14 protein-coding genes are annotated in these 16,550 nt (G+C 61.2%); 9 read left to right on the top strand and 5 right to left on the bottom strand.

Features of this window, described 5'->3' with window-relative positions; all coding sequences use genetic code 11:
- The first annotated feature begins 36 nt into the window (after positions 1–36).
- The 5 genes from AC07OV_RS09115 to AC07OV_RS09095 all read left to right on the top strand — a co-directional run bounded on the left by AC07OV_RS09115 (position 37) and on the right by AC07OV_RS09095 (position 5,469).
- Complete coding sequence (locus AC07OV_RS09115; RefSeq protein WP_176997026.1) at positions 37–678, top strand: YfgM family protein; 642 nt, start codon at positions 37–39, stop codon at positions 676–678.
- Positions 671–1,822, top strand: coding sequence for an outer membrane protein assembly factor BamB (gene bamB, locus AC07OV_RS09110; protein ID WP_176997027.1), 1,152 nt, complete (start codon positions 671–673; stop codon positions 1,820–1,822). Before AC07OV_RS09115 ends, bamB begins: the two co-directional genes overlap by 8 nt.
- 134 nt (positions 1,823–1,956) lie before the next feature.
- Positions 1,957–3,426, top strand: coding sequence for a ribosome biogenesis GTPase Der (gene der / locus AC07OV_RS09105; protein WP_178921631.1), 1,470 nt, complete (start codon positions 1,957–1,959; stop codon positions 3,424–3,426).
- 115 nt (positions 3,427–3,541) lie between these two features.
- On the top strand, positions 3,542–4,690 hold the full coding sequence (locus AC07OV_RS09100) for a pyridoxal phosphate-dependent aminotransferase (protein WP_495092079.1): 1,149 nt from the start codon (positions 3,542–3,544) through the stop codon (positions 4,688–4,690).
- Positions 4,678–5,469, top strand: a complete 792-nt coding sequence (locus AC07OV_RS09095; RefSeq protein ID WP_495092078.1) for an amidohydrolase — start codon at positions 4,678–4,680, stop codon at positions 5,467–5,469. The genes AC07OV_RS09100 and AC07OV_RS09095 overlap by 13 nt, the downstream gene beginning before the upstream one ends.
- 159 nt (positions 5,470–5,628) lie before the next feature.
- Here the strand turns inward: AC07OV_RS09095 and leuA are convergent, their stop codons facing one another.
- The 4 genes from leuA to AC07OV_RS09075 form a co-directional block, all read right to left on the bottom strand.
- The gene (leuA, locus tag AC07OV_RS09090; RefSeq protein WP_495092077.1) at positions 5,629–7,308 is read right to left on the bottom strand and encodes a 2-isopropylmalate synthase; all 1,680 of its coding nucleotides are present in this window, start codon (positions 7,306–7,308) and stop codon (positions 5,629–5,631) included.
- A gap of 427 nt (positions 7,309–7,735) precedes the next feature.
- Positions 7,736–8,557, bottom strand: a complete 822-nt coding sequence (locus AC07OV_RS09085) for a peptidoglycan DD-metalloendopeptidase family protein (RefSeq protein ID WP_176997032.1) — start codon at positions 8,555–8,557, stop codon at positions 7,736–7,738.
- 3 nt (positions 8,558–8,560) lie between these two features.
- On the bottom strand, positions 8,561–9,940 hold the full coding sequence (xseA, locus tag AC07OV_RS09080) for an exodeoxyribonuclease VII large subunit (RefSeq protein ID WP_495092076.1): 1,380 nt from the start codon (positions 9,938–9,940) through the stop codon (positions 8,561–8,563).
- Positions 9,941–9,950: 10 nt separating this feature from the next.
- Positions 9,951–10,841, bottom strand: coding sequence for a LysR family transcriptional regulator (locus tag AC07OV_RS09075; RefSeq protein ID WP_176997034.1), 891 nt, complete (start codon positions 10,839–10,841; stop codon positions 9,951–9,953).
- A 99-nt stretch (positions 10,842–10,940) separates the two neighbouring features.
- Here AC07OV_RS09075 and AC07OV_RS09070 point away from each other — a divergent pair, with 99 nt between their 5' ends.
- The 4 genes from AC07OV_RS09070 (at position 10,941) to guaA (ending at position 15,749) form a co-directional block, all read left to right on the top strand.
- Entirely contained in the window at positions 10,941–11,708 is a 768-nt protein-coding gene (locus AC07OV_RS09070) for a sulfite exporter TauE/SafE family protein (protein ID WP_495092075.1), read from the top strand.
- A gap of 142 nt (positions 11,709–11,850) precedes the next feature.
- Positions 11,851–12,399, top strand: a complete 549-nt coding sequence (locus AC07OV_RS09065; RefSeq protein WP_494996644.1) for a sugar ABC transporter ATPase — start codon at positions 11,851–11,853, stop codon at positions 12,397–12,399.
- Positions 12,400–12,620: 221 nt separating this feature from the next.
- The gene (gene guaB / locus AC07OV_RS09060) at positions 12,621–14,090 is read left to right on the top strand and encodes an IMP dehydrogenase (RefSeq protein WP_494996645.1); all 1,470 of its coding nucleotides are present in this window, start codon (positions 12,621–12,623) and stop codon (positions 14,088–14,090) included.
- A gap of 81 nt (positions 14,091–14,171) precedes the next feature.
- Positions 14,172–15,749, top strand: coding sequence for a glutamine-hydrolyzing GMP synthase (guaA, locus tag AC07OV_RS09055; RefSeq protein ID WP_028617834.1), 1,578 nt, complete (start codon positions 14,172–14,174; stop codon positions 15,747–15,749).
- Positions 15,750–15,834: 85 nt separating this feature from the next.
- Here the strand turns inward: guaA and AC07OV_RS09050 are convergent, their stop codons facing one another.
- A complete protein-coding gene (locus AC07OV_RS09050; protein ID WP_495092074.1) occupies positions 15,835–16,401 on the bottom strand; it encodes a DUF1120 domain-containing protein in 567 nt (188 codons plus the stop codon).
- Positions 16,402–16,550: the final 149 nt, after the last annotated feature.

The raw sequence follows: 16,550 nt of genomic DNA, 5'->3' as shown, positions 1-16,550 counted from the left end.
TCGAACAGCCGAATTTAGCGATTAAGGAGTATTGGGGTGTCGAGTACTGATGATGAGCAACTGGCCGAGCTGAAGGACTGGTGGCAGCGTAACGGCAAGCCCCTGGTAACTGGCGGCCTGCTGGCTTTAGTGGTGGTGTTCGGCTGGCAAGCCTGGCACAAGTATCAGGCCAACCAGTCCCAAGGCGCCTCGATCCTCTATCAGCAATTGCTGGAAACCACGCTGACGCCGGACGGCAAGCCTGACCCTGCGCAGGTGGCAGACCTGGCCGGCAAGCTGAAAAGCGAATTCGGTGGTAGCACCTACGCCCAATACGGCAGCCTGTTCGTCGCGAAGGTCGCGGTCGACACCGGCAAGCTGGATGACGCCGCAGCTGAGCTGAAAGCCATCGCCGACAAGCCGACCAACCCAACCCTGGGTGAAATCGCACGTCAGCGCCTGGCCCAGGTATTGGCAGCACAGAACAAGGCTGACGAAGCACTCAAACTGCTCGACGGCGATGCTGACAAGGCATTCGTAGCCACTCGTGAAGAGCTCAAGGGCGACCTGCTGGTCCAACTGGGTCGTAACGACGAAGCCAATGCTGCGTACAAAAAAGCCAAGGCGGCGCTGTCTGATGAAGCGGCGGTCGGTGGCTTACAAATCAAGCTGGACGACTTGGCCAAAGGGGATGCGTGACGTGATCCGTTGGAAACATGCAGCATTGCTGGCTCTGGCCGTTTTGGCCGCGGGTTGCAGCAGCAACAGCAAAAAAGAACTGCCTCCTGCCGAGCTGACCAGCTTCAAGGAAGAAGTGATCCTGCAAAAGCAGTGGAGCCGCTCGGTTGGTGATGGTCAGGGTGACCTCTACAACCTGCTGCAACCCGCGATCGATGGCGACAACATTGTCGCCACTGACTCCACGGGTGTGATCATCTCCATGGATCGCATGAACGGCGACGTGAAGTGGAAAAAAGACCTCGAACTGCCGGTTTCCGGTGGTGTGGGCGTCGGCTACGGCCTGGTGCTGGTGGGCACGCTCAAGGGTGATGTGATTGCCCTGGACTCCAGCAGCGGTGAAGAAAAGTGGCGCGCTCGCGTGACCAGCGAAGTACTGGCTGCACCGGCTACCAACGGCGATGTCGTTGTGGTGCAAACCCAGGATGACCGCGTGATTGGCCTGGATGCCGCTACCGGCAACCAGCGCTGGTTGTACGACAGCACCCCTGCGGTCCTGACGTTGCGCGGCACCAGTGGTCCGATTGTGACCAATAATCTGGCCGTTGCAGGCCTGTCGACCGGTAAAGTGGTCGCCCTGGACACCCAGAACGGCGTGCCGGCCTGGGAAACCCGTGTGGCCATTCCTCAAGGTCGTTCCGAACTGGACCGCGTAGTGGACATCGACGGCGGCCTGCTGCTGTCGGGTGAAACCATCTACGTCGCGACCTACCAGGGCCGCGTGGCTGCGCTGGACCTGCAGAGCGGCCGCATCAACTGGCAGCGTGATGCTTCCAGCTATGCTGGTGTCGCCCAAGGGTTTGGCAGCGTCTATGTGAGCCTGGCGTCGGGCACCGTTGAAAGTGTCGACGAGCGTTCCACCACTGCGTTGTGGAGCAACGACTCCCTGGCTCGCCGTCAACTGTCGGCACCGGAAGTCTTCTCCAGCTACGTCGCCGTGGGTGACTTCGAAGGCTACCTGCACCTGCTGAGCCAGGTGGACGGTCGCTTTGTCGGTCGCGAGCGTATCGACAGCGACGGCCTGCGTGCTCGTCCGCTGGTCGTGGGTAACATGCTTTATGTGTTTGGCAACAGCGGCAAGCTGGAAGCGCTGACCATCAAGTAAGAACTATGCTTGGGGTAACACCCAGGCGGCCCCGCTTCGGCGGGGCATGCGGCATCTGACGATGCTGCCCCGAGCACCAGCCGCTGCCTTGCAGCGGCTTTTGTATTTTCTGAAATAACGAAGTGGAGAGCCGCATGGTTCCCGTAATCGCCCTGGTGGGCCGACCTAACGTCGGCAAGTCCACCTTGTTCAACCGCCTGACCAGGACTCGTGACGCCATCGTTGGCGACTTGTCCGGTCTGACCCGTGATCGCCAATACGGTGAGGCAAAGTGGCAAGGGCGCTCCTACATTATTGTCGACACCGGTGGTATCTCCGGTGACGAGCATGGCATGGACGAAAAGATGGCCGAGCAGTCGCTGCTGGCCATTGAAGAAGCCGATGTCGTGTTGTTCCTGGTGGACGCCCGCGCGGGCTACACCGCTGCTGACCAGATGATTGGCGAGCACCTGCGCAAGCGCAACAAGCGTTCCTACGTGGTCGCCAACAAGATCGACAACATCGATCCTGAACTGGCCCGCGCCGAATTCAGCCCGATGGGCCTGGGTGATGCGATCCCGATCGCCGGTGCCCACGGTCGCGGCATTACCCAGATGCTAGAAATTGCCCTGAGCAGTTTCCCGAAGGATGATGTCGAGGAAGAAGAGGGCGAAGAAGAAATCGTTGCCGAAGGTGAGGAAGCCAAGCGCATTCCTGGCCCGAGCGAAAAAGACGGTATCAAGATCGCCATCATCGGCCGCCCCAACGTCGGCAAGTCCACGCTGGTCAACCGCATGCTCGGTGAAGACCGGGTTATCGTGTACGACCAACCTGGCACCACCCGCGATAGTATCTACATCCCGTTCGAACGTAACGACGAGAAGTACACGCTGATCGACACCGCCGGTGTGCGCAAGCGCGGCAAGATCCACGAGGAAGTTGAAAAGTTCTCCGTGGTGAAAACCCTGCAAGCGATCAAAGACGCCAACGTGGTGATCTTTGTGATGGACGCCCGCGAAGGCGTGGTGGATCACGACCTCAACCTGCTGGGCTTTGCCCTCGAAGCCGGTCGGGCGCTGGTGATTGCGATCAACAAGTGGGACGGCATGACGCCGAGCGAGCGTGATTTCGTCAAGATCGAGCTGCAGCGCCGGCTGTTCTTCGTCGAGTTCGCCGATATCCACTTTATCTCGGCCCTGCACGGTACCGGCGTGGGCAACCTCTACGCGTCCGTCCAGAACTCGTTCAAGTCAGCGGTCACCCGCTGGCCGACCAACCGTCTCACCCAGATCCTGGAAGACGCGGTGGGCGAGCACGCACCGCCGATGGTCAACAACCGCCGGATCAAACTGCGTTACGCCCACTTGGGTGGTGCCAACCCGCCGATTATCGTGATCCACGGTAACCAGATCGAGAAGGTGCCAAAGTCCTACGTGCGTTACCTGGAAAACACCTACCGTCGCGTCTTGAAGCTGGTCGGTACGCCGATCCGCATCGAGTTCAAAGGCGGTGACAACCCGTACGAAGGCAACAAAAACACGCTGACTGACCGCCAGGTGAACAAGAAGCGTCGTTTGATGACTCACCACAAGAAGGCCGACAAGAAGCGCCGCGACAAGCGCTGATTTCGACCTCGCAAAAAGGGCTCTTGATGAGCCCTTTTTTGTGCGCGAAGGTTTGTGCCTTGACCCGATGCGGCCGGCAGCTTAAAACTTGGGGTTCACCTGCAGGGGCCTTTCGATGATCACCAGCAAGCTGCCGAACGTCGGCACGACCATTTTCACCACCATGTCGCAATTGGCCGCCGAAACCGGCGCGCTCAACCTGTCCCAGGGCTTTCCTGACTTCAATGGCCCCCAAGGCTTGCTCGATGCAGTGGGCAAGCATATCGCCCTCGGCCACAACCAATATGCGCCCATGACCGGCCTGCCCGTATTGCGTCAGCAGGTGGCTGCCAAGATCGCCCGTAGCTATGGCGCCACGGTCAATGCCGACAGTGAAGTGACCATCACCCCGGGCGCCACCGAGGCGATCTTCTGCGCGATCCAGGCGGTGATTCGCAACGGTGATGAAGTCATCGTGTTTGACCCCAGCTACGACAGCTATGAGCCCTCGGTCGAGCTGGCCGGTGGCCGCTGCGTGCACGTGCAACTGAGCCTTGATGGCTTCGCGCTGGACTTTGAGAAGATCAAGGCGGCGCTGTCACCACGCACGCGCATGATCATCCTCAACTCGCCGCACAACCCCACCGGCGCGCTGATCAGCCGTGCCGAACTGGACCAATTGGCCGACTTGATCCGTGACCGCGATATTTACCTGGTCAGTGATGAAGTCTACGAACACCTGGTCTTTGATGGCATAGCCCACGTCAGCGTGCTGGCCCATGAAGAGCTGTACCAGCGGGCGTTCGTGGTCAGCTCGTTCGGCAAGACCTACCACGTCACCGGCTGGAAAACCGGCTATGTAGTCGCCCCACCAGCCCTCACGGCCGAGCTGCGCAAGGTGCACCAGTACGTCAACTTCTGCGGCGTGACTCCGCTGCAATATGCGTTGGCCGACTTCATGGCCGAACACCCGGAACACGTCGAGGAACTGCCGGCGTTCTACCAGGCCAAGCGTGACCTGTTCTGCGACTTGCTGGCGCCATCGCGGTTCAGCTTTACCCGGGTGACCGGCACCTATTTCCAATTGGTGGATTACTCACAGATTCGCCCAGACCTGGACGATGTCGCCATGTCCTTGTGGATGACCCGCGAGCACGGCGTGGCGACCATCCCGGTCTCGGTGTTCTACCAGAGCCCGCCCCAAGGCCAGCGCCTGGTGCGCCTGTGCTTTGCCAAACGCGAGGAGACGCTGCAGCAGGCAGCGGAAAAACTATGCGTGATCTGAATGCACTGCCCGACCTGAACATCGCCTTGATCCAGACCACCCTGGCCTGGCACGACCGCCAGGCCAACCTCGAGCATTTCGAGGGGCTGCTGGAGCAGGCCAGGGGCGCTGACCTGATCGTGTTGCCGGAGATGTTCACCACCGGCTTCTCCATGGCCTCGGCAACCCTGGCCGAGCCGGAGCGCGGCCCGACCCACCATTGGCTCCAGGCCCAGGCTGCCAAGTACAACGCGGTGATCACCGGCAGCGTGATTATCCAGGCCGCCGACGGCAGCCACCGCAACCGCCTGTTGTGGGCACGGCCGGATGGCGAAGTGCTGCATTACGACAAGCGTCACCTGTTCCGCATGGCAGGGGAGCACGACCACTACACGCCGGGCGAGCGCCAAGTGCAGTTCGAATTGAAAGGCTGGCGCATTCGCCCGCTGATTTGCTACGACCTGCGCTTCCCGGTGTGGAGCCGCGACGCTCACGACACCGACCTGCTGCTGTACACCGCCAACTGGCCCGGTGCCCGGCGCCAGCACTGGAACCGCCTGTTGCCGGCGCGCGCCATCGAGAACCTGTGCTACGTGGCGGCGGTGAACCGGGTGGGTACCGACGGCAAGGGCTTTGCCTACACCGGCGACAGCCAGGTGCTGGACTTCCAGGGCGAGACGTTGCTGAGTGCGGGGGAGGCGGATGGGGTGTTTCAGGTGAGCCTGAATGCGGCGGAGTTGGCGGCCTATCGCACTAAATTTCCGGCGAACCTGGATGCTGATAGCTTTCAGTTTGTCTGACGCACCGCAATCGCGGGCAAGCCCGCTCCCACATTTGGAATGCATTCCCCTGTGGGAGCGGGCTTGCCCGCGAAGAGGCCATCAGCATCACCCAAGACCCCAAACAAAAAAAGGCCCCTGGATTCACACCCAGGGGCCTTTCGCATTTCAGCCGTCAGCTTACGCCGCCTTGGCTTCCTGCTGGCTCAGCGAGCGATTCAAAGCGCTGAACAGCGCCTTGAAGCTGGCAGTCGTGATGTTTTCATCAATACCTACACCATGCACCGGGCGTTCGCCGTTCACACGCAGTTCGATGTACGCCGCGGCCTTGGCGTTGGTACCCGCACCGATGGCGTGTTCGTTGTAGTCCATGATCTCCACGCCAATCGGCAAGCCGGCCACCAGTGCTTCCAGGGCGCCGTTGCCTTTGCCTTTCCAGTGCAGGTTGGTTTCGCCCTGGCCTTTGCCGGAAACTTCCACCTCGACAAAGCTGTTGCCGTTCTCTTCCTGCAGGCGATGGCTGACCAGCGCGTACGGGGTGTTGGCTTGCAGGTATTCACGCTGCAGCAAGGCGTAGATTTGCGGCGCCGTCATTTCCAGGCCCACACGGTCGGTTTCAGCCTGTACCACCTGGCTGAATTCGATCTGCATGCGGCGCGGCAAGCTGATGTCGTATTCCTGCTCCAGCAGGTAGGCGATGCCGCCCTTGCCCGACTGGCTGTTCACGCGGATCACCGCTTCGTAGCTGCGGCCGATGTCGGCCGGGTCGATCGGCAAGTACGGCACTTCCCACAGCGCGTCGTCTTTCTGCTGAGCGAAGCCCTTGCGAATCGCGTCCTGGTGGGAGCCGGAGAAGGCGGTGTGGACCAGGTCGCCGACATACGGGTGGCGTGGGTGAACCTGGATCTGGTTGCACTCTTCGACGACTTTACGCACGCCGTCAATGTCGGAGAAGTCCAGCTGCGGGTCCAGGCCCTGGGTGTACATGTTCAGTGCCACGGTGACGAGGTCGACGTTACCGGTACGCTCGCCGTTGCCGAACAGGCAACCTTCGACGCGATCGGCGCCGGCCATCAGGCCCAGCTCGGTGGCGGCCACGCCAGTGCCACGGTCGTTGTGGGTGTGCAGGCTGATGATCACGCTGTCACGGCGGTTGATATGGCGACCAAACCACTCGATCTGGTCGGCATAGATGTTCGGCGTGGCGCATTCAACGGTGGCCGGCAGGTTGAGGATCACCTTGTGCTCAGGCGTCGGGTTCCATACCTCGATCACCGCGTCGCAGACTTCCTTGGCGAACTCCAGCTCGGTGGCGCTGAAGGTTTCCGGGGAGTATTCGAAGGTCCACTGGGTTTCTGGCTGTTGTGCTGCGTACTTGACGAACAGCTTGGCCGCGTTGACCGCAATGGCCTTGATACCGTCCTTGTCCTGGTTGAAGACGATGCGGCGGAAGGACGGTGAGGTAGCGTTGTACAAGTGCACGATGGCCTTCTTGGCACCGCGCAGGGATTCGAAAGTGCGTGCGATCAAGTCTTCACGGCCCTGGGTCAGCACCTGGATAGTGGTGTCCTCGGGGATGTGGTTGTCTTCGATCAGGGTGCGCACGAAGTCGAAGTCGGTTTGCGAAGCCGCCGGGAACGACGCTTCGATTTCCTTAACGCCCACGGCCACCAGGGTTTTCCAGAAGCGCAGCTTTTTCGCCGCATCCATCGGTTCGATCAGCGACTGGTTGCCATCACGCAGGTCGGAGCTGCACCAGATCGGCGCCTCGGTGATGGTTTTCGACGGCCAGGTGCGGTCTGGAATATCGATGGTCGGGAACGCGCGGTACTTCGAAGAAGGGTCTTTGAGCATGCTCATCGGGAAATCCTTTGTAGTAGGGGCCGAGAAAAGGCGGCCTGCCGAGTAACTATTGTTTGGGATAAAACGTAGGGCGAGGCAGATCGATTCAGCCTGGCAGTCGTGCGCTGACGAGGCACAGGCTGCGGTGCTGGCGGAGCTGAATGAGGGTGTGAGAGGTTTTCATAAGCCCAACCCTAACCGCCGAGGTGAAAGATGGCAAGCAGTCGAGAAAAATTGAGAGAAGTTCTGCTATCTGCGCCTTGCACGAGATTTTATTGCTGTTTTTTGCGAGGGGTTATGTTTTGTTTGCGCTGCATTTGTTAGCCGCGCAATAGGGGCGACAGGTCTGACGCCATCGCAGGCAAGCCAACTCCCACAGTCGGGGGGTGTTCCCTTTTGGGAGCCGGGCTTGCCCGCGATGAGGCCAGTAACCTCACCCTTCATATCAAGGCTGGAACGCGCCGATGAAGATCGCCGGGTCGACCCGTGCATCGTTAAGGCTGATGTTCCAATGCATATGCGGCCCGGTGGCGCGACCCGTTGAGCCGACCTTGCCCACCACTGTGCCGCGGGCCAGTTGATCGCCGACCTTCACGTCGATCTTGGACATGTGGCAAAACATGCTGATAAAGCCTTGGCCATGGTCGACAAACACGGTGTTGCCGTTGAAGAAGTAGTTGCCGGTCAGGATCACCTTGCCGGCTGCCGGGGTCTTGATCGGCGTGCCGGCGCCGACCGCGAAGTCCAGGCCCGAGTGCGGGTTGCGCTCTTCGCCGTTGAAGAACCGGCGCACGCCAAACTTGCTCGACAGCGGCCCGTTGACCGGTTTATCCAGCAGCAGGTTGCTCGGTGTGTTCGGGCTGAAGCTGCGGTAGGCCTTGAGCTGCACCGCCAATTCACCCTCGATGCGCTTGAGCTGCGCCGGGTCCGGGTTCACCTGGCTTTTGTTCTTCAGGGTGATGTGCTGTTCGGGATACTTCTTGAAACCCACCACAAACGGCAGGTTCTGCGTGCCGCTGATAACGCGCTGGGTGCCGGGCTTGACGGTCAGCGGGATACCGACGATCGCCAGCCAGTTGTTCTGTTCCTTGACCACCAGCACGGGCCGGTTCAGGTACGTGGCCTTGGGGGCGGTCGCCGCCGTGCCCAGGTCGACCACCGCCACGCCACCGGGCACCGGCTTGTTCAGCAGGCGGGTGATGTAGCTGTCGGCGTGGGCATTGAAGGTCAGGCAAGCGAGCATCAACAAACCGAGAAAACGTGGCATCGATCAATCCAGTAACGAAAGGGTGACGGGTGTCAGGTGGTTGTCTTCCACCCGCACCTGCAATTGGCCTTCACCCAGGCGTGCAGTGAGACGCTGGCCGGTGTGGGTCTGCGCGGCATTGCGGATGGCCTGGCCACGCTCGTCCAGCAAGATGCTGTAGCCACGGCCCAGGGTCGCCAAGGGGCTGACCACGTGCAGTGTCTGCACCTGGCTTTGCAGTTGCAGGCGGCGCGCCTTGAGGCCCTCGCGCATGGCGCGGGGCAGGCGTTCGGCGAGGCTGTTAAGGCGCTGGCGCAGCAGGGCCAACTGGCGGCCCGGGTGTTGGCCGGCGAGGCGGGTTTCCAGGCGGATCAACCGCTCGCGGCGGGTATTGAGGCTGCGCTCGAACGCACGGCGCAGGCGCATGTCCAGGTCATCCAGACGCTGGGCCTGTTGGCGCAGGCGTTCGCCAGGGTGACGCAGGCGACGGGCCATGCCCTCCAGGCGCAGGCGGTCGTGGTTCAGGCGATTGCGCATCAGCATCACCAGGCGGCGGTGCAGGTTTTCGACCTGGCGCACCAGATGGCTGGCATCGGGTGCGAGCAGTTCAGCTGCGGCGGAAGGCGTAGGGGCGCGCACGTCGGCGACGAAGTCGCTGATGGACACATCGGTCTCATGCCCGACGGCGCTGACGATTGGCGTGACGCAGGCGTCCACCGCACGGGCCACGGCTTCTTCGTTGAAACACCAGAGGTCTTCCAGCGAGCCGCCGCCACGGGCCAGGATCAGCGCATCAAAGCCCCGCGCATCCGCCAGTTTCAAGGCGCGCACAATCTGCGGGATCGCTTCGCGGCCTTGCACGGCGGTGGGGATCAGGGTCAGTTCAACGTTCGGTGCACGGCGGCGGAACACGCTGATGATGTCGCGGATGACCGCGCCGGTCGGCGAACTGATGATGCCGATGCGGCGAGGGTGCGCCGGCAGTGGCACCTTGCGCTCGGCGCTGAACAGGCCCTCGGCGCTGAGTTTTTCCTTCAGCGCATCGAACGCCAGGCGCAGCGCGCCATCACCGGCCGGCTCCACGGTATCGAGGATCAGTTGGTAATCGCCCCGGCCTTCGAACAGCGAGACCTTGCCCCGCACCTTCACCGCCAGGCCATCCTTCAACGCCTGGCGCACCCGCGCGGCGTTGTTGCGAAACAGTGCACAACGCACCTGCGCGCCGCTGTCCTTGAGGGTGAAATACACGTGGCCGGAGGCCGGGCGGGCGAGGTTGGAGATCTCGCCTTCGACCCAGATATTGGTGAATACGTCTTCCAGCAACACCCGCGCGCGGCCGTTGAGCTGGCTGACAGTCAGGACTTCGCGGTCCAGGCCCAGGCGGGCAAAAGGATCTTTAATCATGGGCGGCAGTTTATAGGCAATCGTGCAAGGTTTGACAGAACTGCTCTACCAGCGCACTGGGTGTCTGTGCGCATGCCAGGGCAACGGTGCTGAGGCACTCCGGGTCGGCCAGGGGCAAAAAGTGCACATTGGCCGGGGCGATGTCCTGCATGGATTTTGGTAACAAGGCAATTCCGAAGCCGGCCTGGATCAACTGCAGCTGCGTGGTCTTGCGCGACATGACCCGCGCCGCTTTGGGGAAAAATCCGGCGCGCATGCATAACTCGGCTGACAGGTAACTCAGGCCTCCGCGCTGGGGATGAGGGATCGAAATAAACGCCTCATCCTTGAGCTGCGCCAGTTCGACCGGTGTGTCGCTGTGCGCCAGCCGATGGTTGGGCGGCACTGCCAGCAGCAGTTGTTCGCTGTATAACGGCACGATCCGCACGCCTTCACGCTGGCGCAACACGGGCAGGCGCAACAGCCCGACTTCCAGGCGCCCGTCGGCGATTTCCTCCAGCTGCGCCTCGGAGGACAGTTTGACGATATCCATCGACACCCCCGGGCAGCGCTCCAGCCAGGTGCTGATGCCTTGCAACAACGGGCCGCTCATCGGCACTGTGCTGGAGTGGCTAAGGCGCAGCGTGCCCAGTTCGCCATTGCCCACTTGCGTTGCCATTTCACTGGCCTTGAGCAACTCGCTCAGCAGGTTGCGTGCGCGGGGGTAAAAGGCCTCGCCCGCCGCGGTCAGCCGGGGTTGGCGTGCCGTGCGTTCGAACAGCGGGGTTTGCAGTTGGGTTTCCAGCTCCTTGATCTGCCGGCTCAGGGCCGATTGCGCCACGAACAGGCGTTCGGCGGCGGCACTGAAGCTGCCGCTGTCGGCGATTTCAACGAAGTAGCGCAGTTGGCGGGTTGAGATCACACGTCATGCCTTTTCGAGATGGGTGGAGGGCTTTGAAGATATTAGTCGCAACACTCGCCGATGGCTAAAGTGATCGCCATCTCGAATAAGGAATCGCCCATGAGCCCGGTTGAGCTGATGAGTCAGTGGTCGTTTGGTGGTGTGGAGTGGCTGGTGATCGGCCTGGGCATCATCGTGGCGTATGTGGTGTTCGGCATTGCCGGCTTTGGCACGGCGCTGGTGGCGGGGCCGGTGCTGATCCTGTTCATGCCGTTGTCGAAGATCATCCCATTGCTGGTGCTGCTGGATTTTGTCGCGGCGTTCGGCAACCTGCTGCAATCACGGCGGGAGGTGAACAAGCCGGAATTGCTGCGCTTGCTGCCGTGCATGGCCATCGGTTGCACACTTGGCGTGGTGTTTTTGTTGAACCTGCATTCGGACCTGTTGCTGCTGTTGATGGGCCTGTTCATCAGTGCCTACGCACTCTATAGCCTGGCGGTGAAGACTCGGCCGACACAACTGGCGGCCGGGTGGTCGATCCCCATGGGGACGGTGGGCGGCTTGTTTGGCGCGTTGTTCGGCAGTGGCGGCTTTTTATATGCCATCTATTTGAACAGTCGCCTGCCCAAGGACGCGGCGCGCGCCACGCAAAGCGCGTTGATTAGTTGCAGCACGGTGGTGCGCCTGAGTCTGTTCCTGATCGCTGGGGTGTATGCGGATTTGCCGTTGTTGATGCTGGCGCTGTGCCTGCTGCCGGCGATGGCAGTGGGGTTGTGGTGTGGGCGCAGGCTGACGATGCGTATGTCGCGGGAGGCGTTTGTGCGGTTGGTGACGTGGTTGGTGTTGGCCAGCGGGGTTGCGTTGATAGGGCGGTACTTGAGTACTTGACCTGTGTGGGGTAGGGATTAAGCTGCCAGCCTTTAGGGCCCCTTCGCGGGCAAGCCCGCTCCCACATTGGAATGCGATCCCCTGTAGGAGCTGGCTTGCCAGCGATGGCGCCAGTGGCCACACCGCAGGACTCTCAGGTCTCATGAATTCCCAAAGCATCCTTGTCCCGAAAATCTCCACCTTGCCCGTCCACGAACCCCGCGCCCGGGCGATCGTGCGTTGGCTGGTGCGCAAGAACATCATCAAGGAAGAGCTGACCACCTGCGGCCGTACCGGCAACCGCATGGGCTACGCCCTGGCCGACGGCGCCCGCGCCGTGGTGCTGCACCCCCAGGCGCTGCCGTTCAACGAGCCGATCAATGGCCTGGAGATCATCTACAAGCGCTGCATCTACACCCCGGCCAAAGGCTTTCTCGAAGAAGCCGGCTGCCCGGAGTGCCGCAAGGAAGTCGGTGAAGCGCTGTTCGAAAGCCTGGAAGACTGGATGCCCGGCTACACCGACAACTTCACCTGCCCGTTGTGCGGGCATGAAGATGACATCAACGGCTTCCTGTTCCTGCAGGAATGCGGCTTCTCCAACCTGGGCTTCATCTTCAACAATTGGGCTGAAGCGGGCTTCAAGCAAAGTTTTATCGACGAATTTGCCGACTGGCTGGACCAGAAGATGAGCTGGGTCAAAGTCGAGCTCTAATCTTCTGCCACCCAACCCTGTAGGAGCCCGGCTTGCCGGCGATGGCGTCCTCTGGTTTGGCACTAGGCTCAAGGGCCTCATCGCCGGCAAGCCGGCTCCTACAAGGCGCTGTTTTTCTCCATCTATCAGTATTACCAAGTTTGTCAGAGTTTTACATTGAGCCGGGCAGGGTGCATGTATATAATGGCGCGCTTCCATTTTCCCGCTCGGGAGCCCCCGCGATGCTGCGTATCAGCCAAGAAGCTCTGACATTCGACGACATTCTCCTAGTGCCCGGTTATTCCGAGGTGCTTCCTAACGAAGTCAGTCTCAAGACCCGCCTAACCCGTGGCATCGAGCTGAATATTCCCCTTGTTTCTGCTGCCATGGACACCGTCACTGAAGCCCGTCTGGCCATCGCCATGGCTCAGGAAGGCGGCATCGGCATCATCCACAAGAACATGACCATCGAGCAGCAAGCTGCCGAAGTGCGCAAGGTCAAGCGTTACGAAGCCGGTGTGGTGAAAGATCCCATCACCATCGAGGCCGACGCCACCGTGCGTGACCTGTTCGACCTGACCCGCCTGCACAACATCTCTGGTGTTCCTGTGCTGCACGATGGCGACTTGGTTGGCATCGTCACTTCCCGTGACGTGCGTTTCGAAAACCGTCTTGAAGTGACCGTCCGTGAAGTGATGACGCCGAAAGAGCGCCTGGTCACTGTCAAGGAAGGCGCCGACAAGAACGATGTGCGCGAGCTGCTGCACAAGCACCGTATCGAACGCGTGCTGATCGTTGACGACAAATTCGCCCTCAAGGGCATGATGACCGTCAACGACATCGAAAAAGCCAAGGCTTACCCGCTGGCCAGCAAGGATGACCAAGGTCGTCTGCGCGTTGGCGCGGCGGTCGGCACCGGTAAAGACACTGGCGACCGCGTTTCGGCCCTGGTCGCTGCCGGCGTTGACGTGGTGGTGGTCGACACCGCCCACGGTCACTCCAAAGGCGTGATCGACCGCGTGCGTTGGGTCAAACAGAATTTCCCTGAAGTGCAAGTGATCGGCGGCAACATCGCCACCGGCGCTGCTGCCAAGGCCCTGGCCGAAGCGGGCGCGGATGCGGTCAAGGTCGGTATCGGCCCTGGCTCGATCTGCACCACGCGTATCGTCGCCGGTGTAGGCGTGCCGCAAATCAGCGCCATCGCCAACGTCGCCGCTGCCCTTGAAGGCACGGGCGTACCGTTGATCGCCGACGGCGGCATCCGTTTCTCCGGTGACCTGTCCAAGGCCATCGTCGCCGGTGCTTCCTGCGTGATGATGGGCTCGATGTTCGCCGGTACCGAAGAAGCGCCGGGCGAGATCGAACTGTTCCAGGGCCGTTCGTACAAGGCTTACCGTGGCATGGGTTCGCTGGGCGCCATGTCCCAGGCTCAAGGTTCTTCGGACCGTTACTTCCAGGACTCTTCGGCAGGCGCCGAGAAGCTCGTACCGGAAGGCATCGAAGGCCGTGTTCCTTACAAGGGCACCCTGAGCGCCATCATCCACCAGCTGATGGGCGGCCTGCGTTCCTCGATGGGCTACACCGGTAGCGCCAACATCGAAGAAATGCGCACCAAGCCAGAGTTCGTACGGATCACCGGCGCCGGCATGGCTGAATCCCATGTCCACGACGTGCAGATCACCAAGGAAGCGCCAAACTACCGCGTAGGTTGAGGCTTCCAGCAAAACGTTAAGTAACCGGGGCTGTTCTTTCAGCCCCGAGTTGTTTCTGATTCATTAGACGAGACTGACTTCATGGCCCTCGACATTCACGCCCACCGCATCCTGATCCTCGACTTCGGTTCCCAGTACACCCAGCTGATCGCCCGCCGCGTGCGTGAAATCGGCGTGTACTGCGAACTGCATCCGTTCGACATGGACGACGAAGCGATCCGCGAATTCGCACCCAAAGGCGTCATCCTCGCCGGTGGCCCAGAGTCCGTGCACGAAGCCAACAGCCCGCGTTGCCCGCAAGCCGTGTTCGACCTGGGCGTGCCCGTCTTCGGTATCTGCTACGGCATGCAGACCATGGCCGAGCAACTGGGCGGCAAGGTTGAAGGTTCCGAGCTGCGTGAATTCGGTTATGCCCGTGTGGACGTGGTCGGCAAGAGCCGCCTGCTGGACGGCATCGAAGACCACGTCGACGCCGACGGCCTGTTCGGCCTCGACGTGTGGATGAGCCACGGTGACAAAGTCACCAAGATGCCGGAAGACTTCCACATCCTGGCCAGCACCCCGAGCTGCCCGATCGCCGGCATGTTCAGCGACGAGCGTCGTTACTACGGCGTGCAGTTCCACCCGGAAGTGACCCACACCAAGCAAGGCGGCCGCATCCTGTCGCGCTTCATCCTCGACATCTGCGAGTGTGAGGCCCTGTGGACCCCGTCGAAGATCGCTGAAGACGCCATCGCCCAAGTCCGTGCCCAAGTCGGTACCGACAACGTGCTGCTGGGCCTGTCCGGTGGTGTTGACTCCTCCGTGGTTGCTGCGCTGCTGCACAAGGCCATCGGCGACCAACTGACCTGCGTCTTCGTCGACAACGGCCTGCTGCGCCTGCACGAAGGTGAGCAAGTGATGGCCATGTTCGCCGAGAACATGGGCGTCAAGGTGATCCGCGCCAACGCCGAGGATCAGTTCCTGAACAACCTGGCCGGCGAGTCCGACCCGGAGAAGAAGCGCAAGATCATCGGCCGCACCTTCATCGACGTGTTCGATGCTCAGTCCAACAAACTGGACAACATCAAGTTCCTCGCCCAGGGCACCATCTACCCTGACGTGATCGAGTCGGCTGGCGCCAAGAGCGGCAAGGCCCACGTGATCAAGTCCCACCACAACGTGGGTGGCCTGCCGGAGGAAATGAACCTCAAGCTGGTAGAACCGCTGCGCGAACTGTTCAAGGACGAAGTCCGCCGTCTGGGCCTGGAACTGGGCCTGCCGTATGACATGGTCTACCGCCACCCATTCCCGGGCCCGGGCCTGGGCGTGCGCATCCTGGGTGAAGTGAAGAAGGAATACGCCGACCTGTTGCGTCGCGCCGACCATATCTTCATCGAAGAACTGCGCAAAGCCGACTGGTACCACAAAGTCAGCCAGGCGTTCGTGGTGTTCCAGCCAGTGAAGTCCGTTGGCGTTGTCGGCGATGGCCGTCGTTACGCGTGGGTCGTGGCCCTGCGTGCCGTAGAAACCATCGACTTCATGACCGCCCGTTGGGCGCACCTGCCATACGAATTGCTGGAAACCGTCAGCGGCCGGATCATCAATGAAATCGAAGGCATCTCGCGCGTGACGTATGACGTGTCGAGCAAGCCGCCGGCGACGATTGAGTGGGAATGATCCTTTCCAAGGGTTAACCGCCAAGGCAAAAAAGCCGCTTGTCTGTTGAGGACAAGCGGCTTTTTTATGCGCGTCCGGTGCGGGCCTATTGGTATTTCAGCTGCAACGTAGCGTGGCCATCGATGGGCACTTCCTGGGTGAGGGTCAGGGTGTTGGCGGGGGCGATGTAGGTGTAATACGCCACGGTAGCATCCAGCGTGGTGAAGGCGGCAGGCACGTTGCTGGGGTTGTTCATGCCGGTCACGGCGACGAGTGCCGCATAGGTCAAGTTGCTGCCGGGGAGCCAGCTAGCGCCGTTGTTGGTGGACATGATGGGTCTCATCTGTCCGGAGTCACTGACGGGGTCCTCCAGGCTGAAGACGAGGTAGCCGAGCTTCTCGTTACCGTTGATCAGGCCCAGGCCGTGGAGACCGGGCACAATTGAGGAGCCAGCTCGATTATCAATGGTGGTCAAGGCGAGCAGTGTGGCGCCTTCGCAGCGGATGCTCAATCGCAGGCGGTGTTGGGACAGCGTCGTGTTGGTTTCAACATTCAGATCCTTGGCCGGCAATTTACCGTGATCAATAGACCCGCCATTGGTGAGGCTGGGCTGGCAGGCACTTGGGGTGATACGGCCTTTGACGCTCAGATCGGTGGCAGAGGCTGCGAACACAAGGGCGCTCTCGCTCAGCAGCAGGCTCGCGAGGAGGGGGGGGGAATAGTTTTTTCATGGTCGGCTCGGTATCGGCAAGGGGTCGATAATGCCCCTCTGGGTGGGGCAGAACCTTAGCGCCAGGTACCGGCTACCGGAATGCAACAGTT

It is taken from the genome of Pseudomonas sp. GW821-FHT09A09 (genome assembly GCF_059418405.1).
The sequence above is the reverse complement of the archived record's forward strand: the minus strand, read 5'-3'. Positions and strand labels throughout refer to the sequence as shown.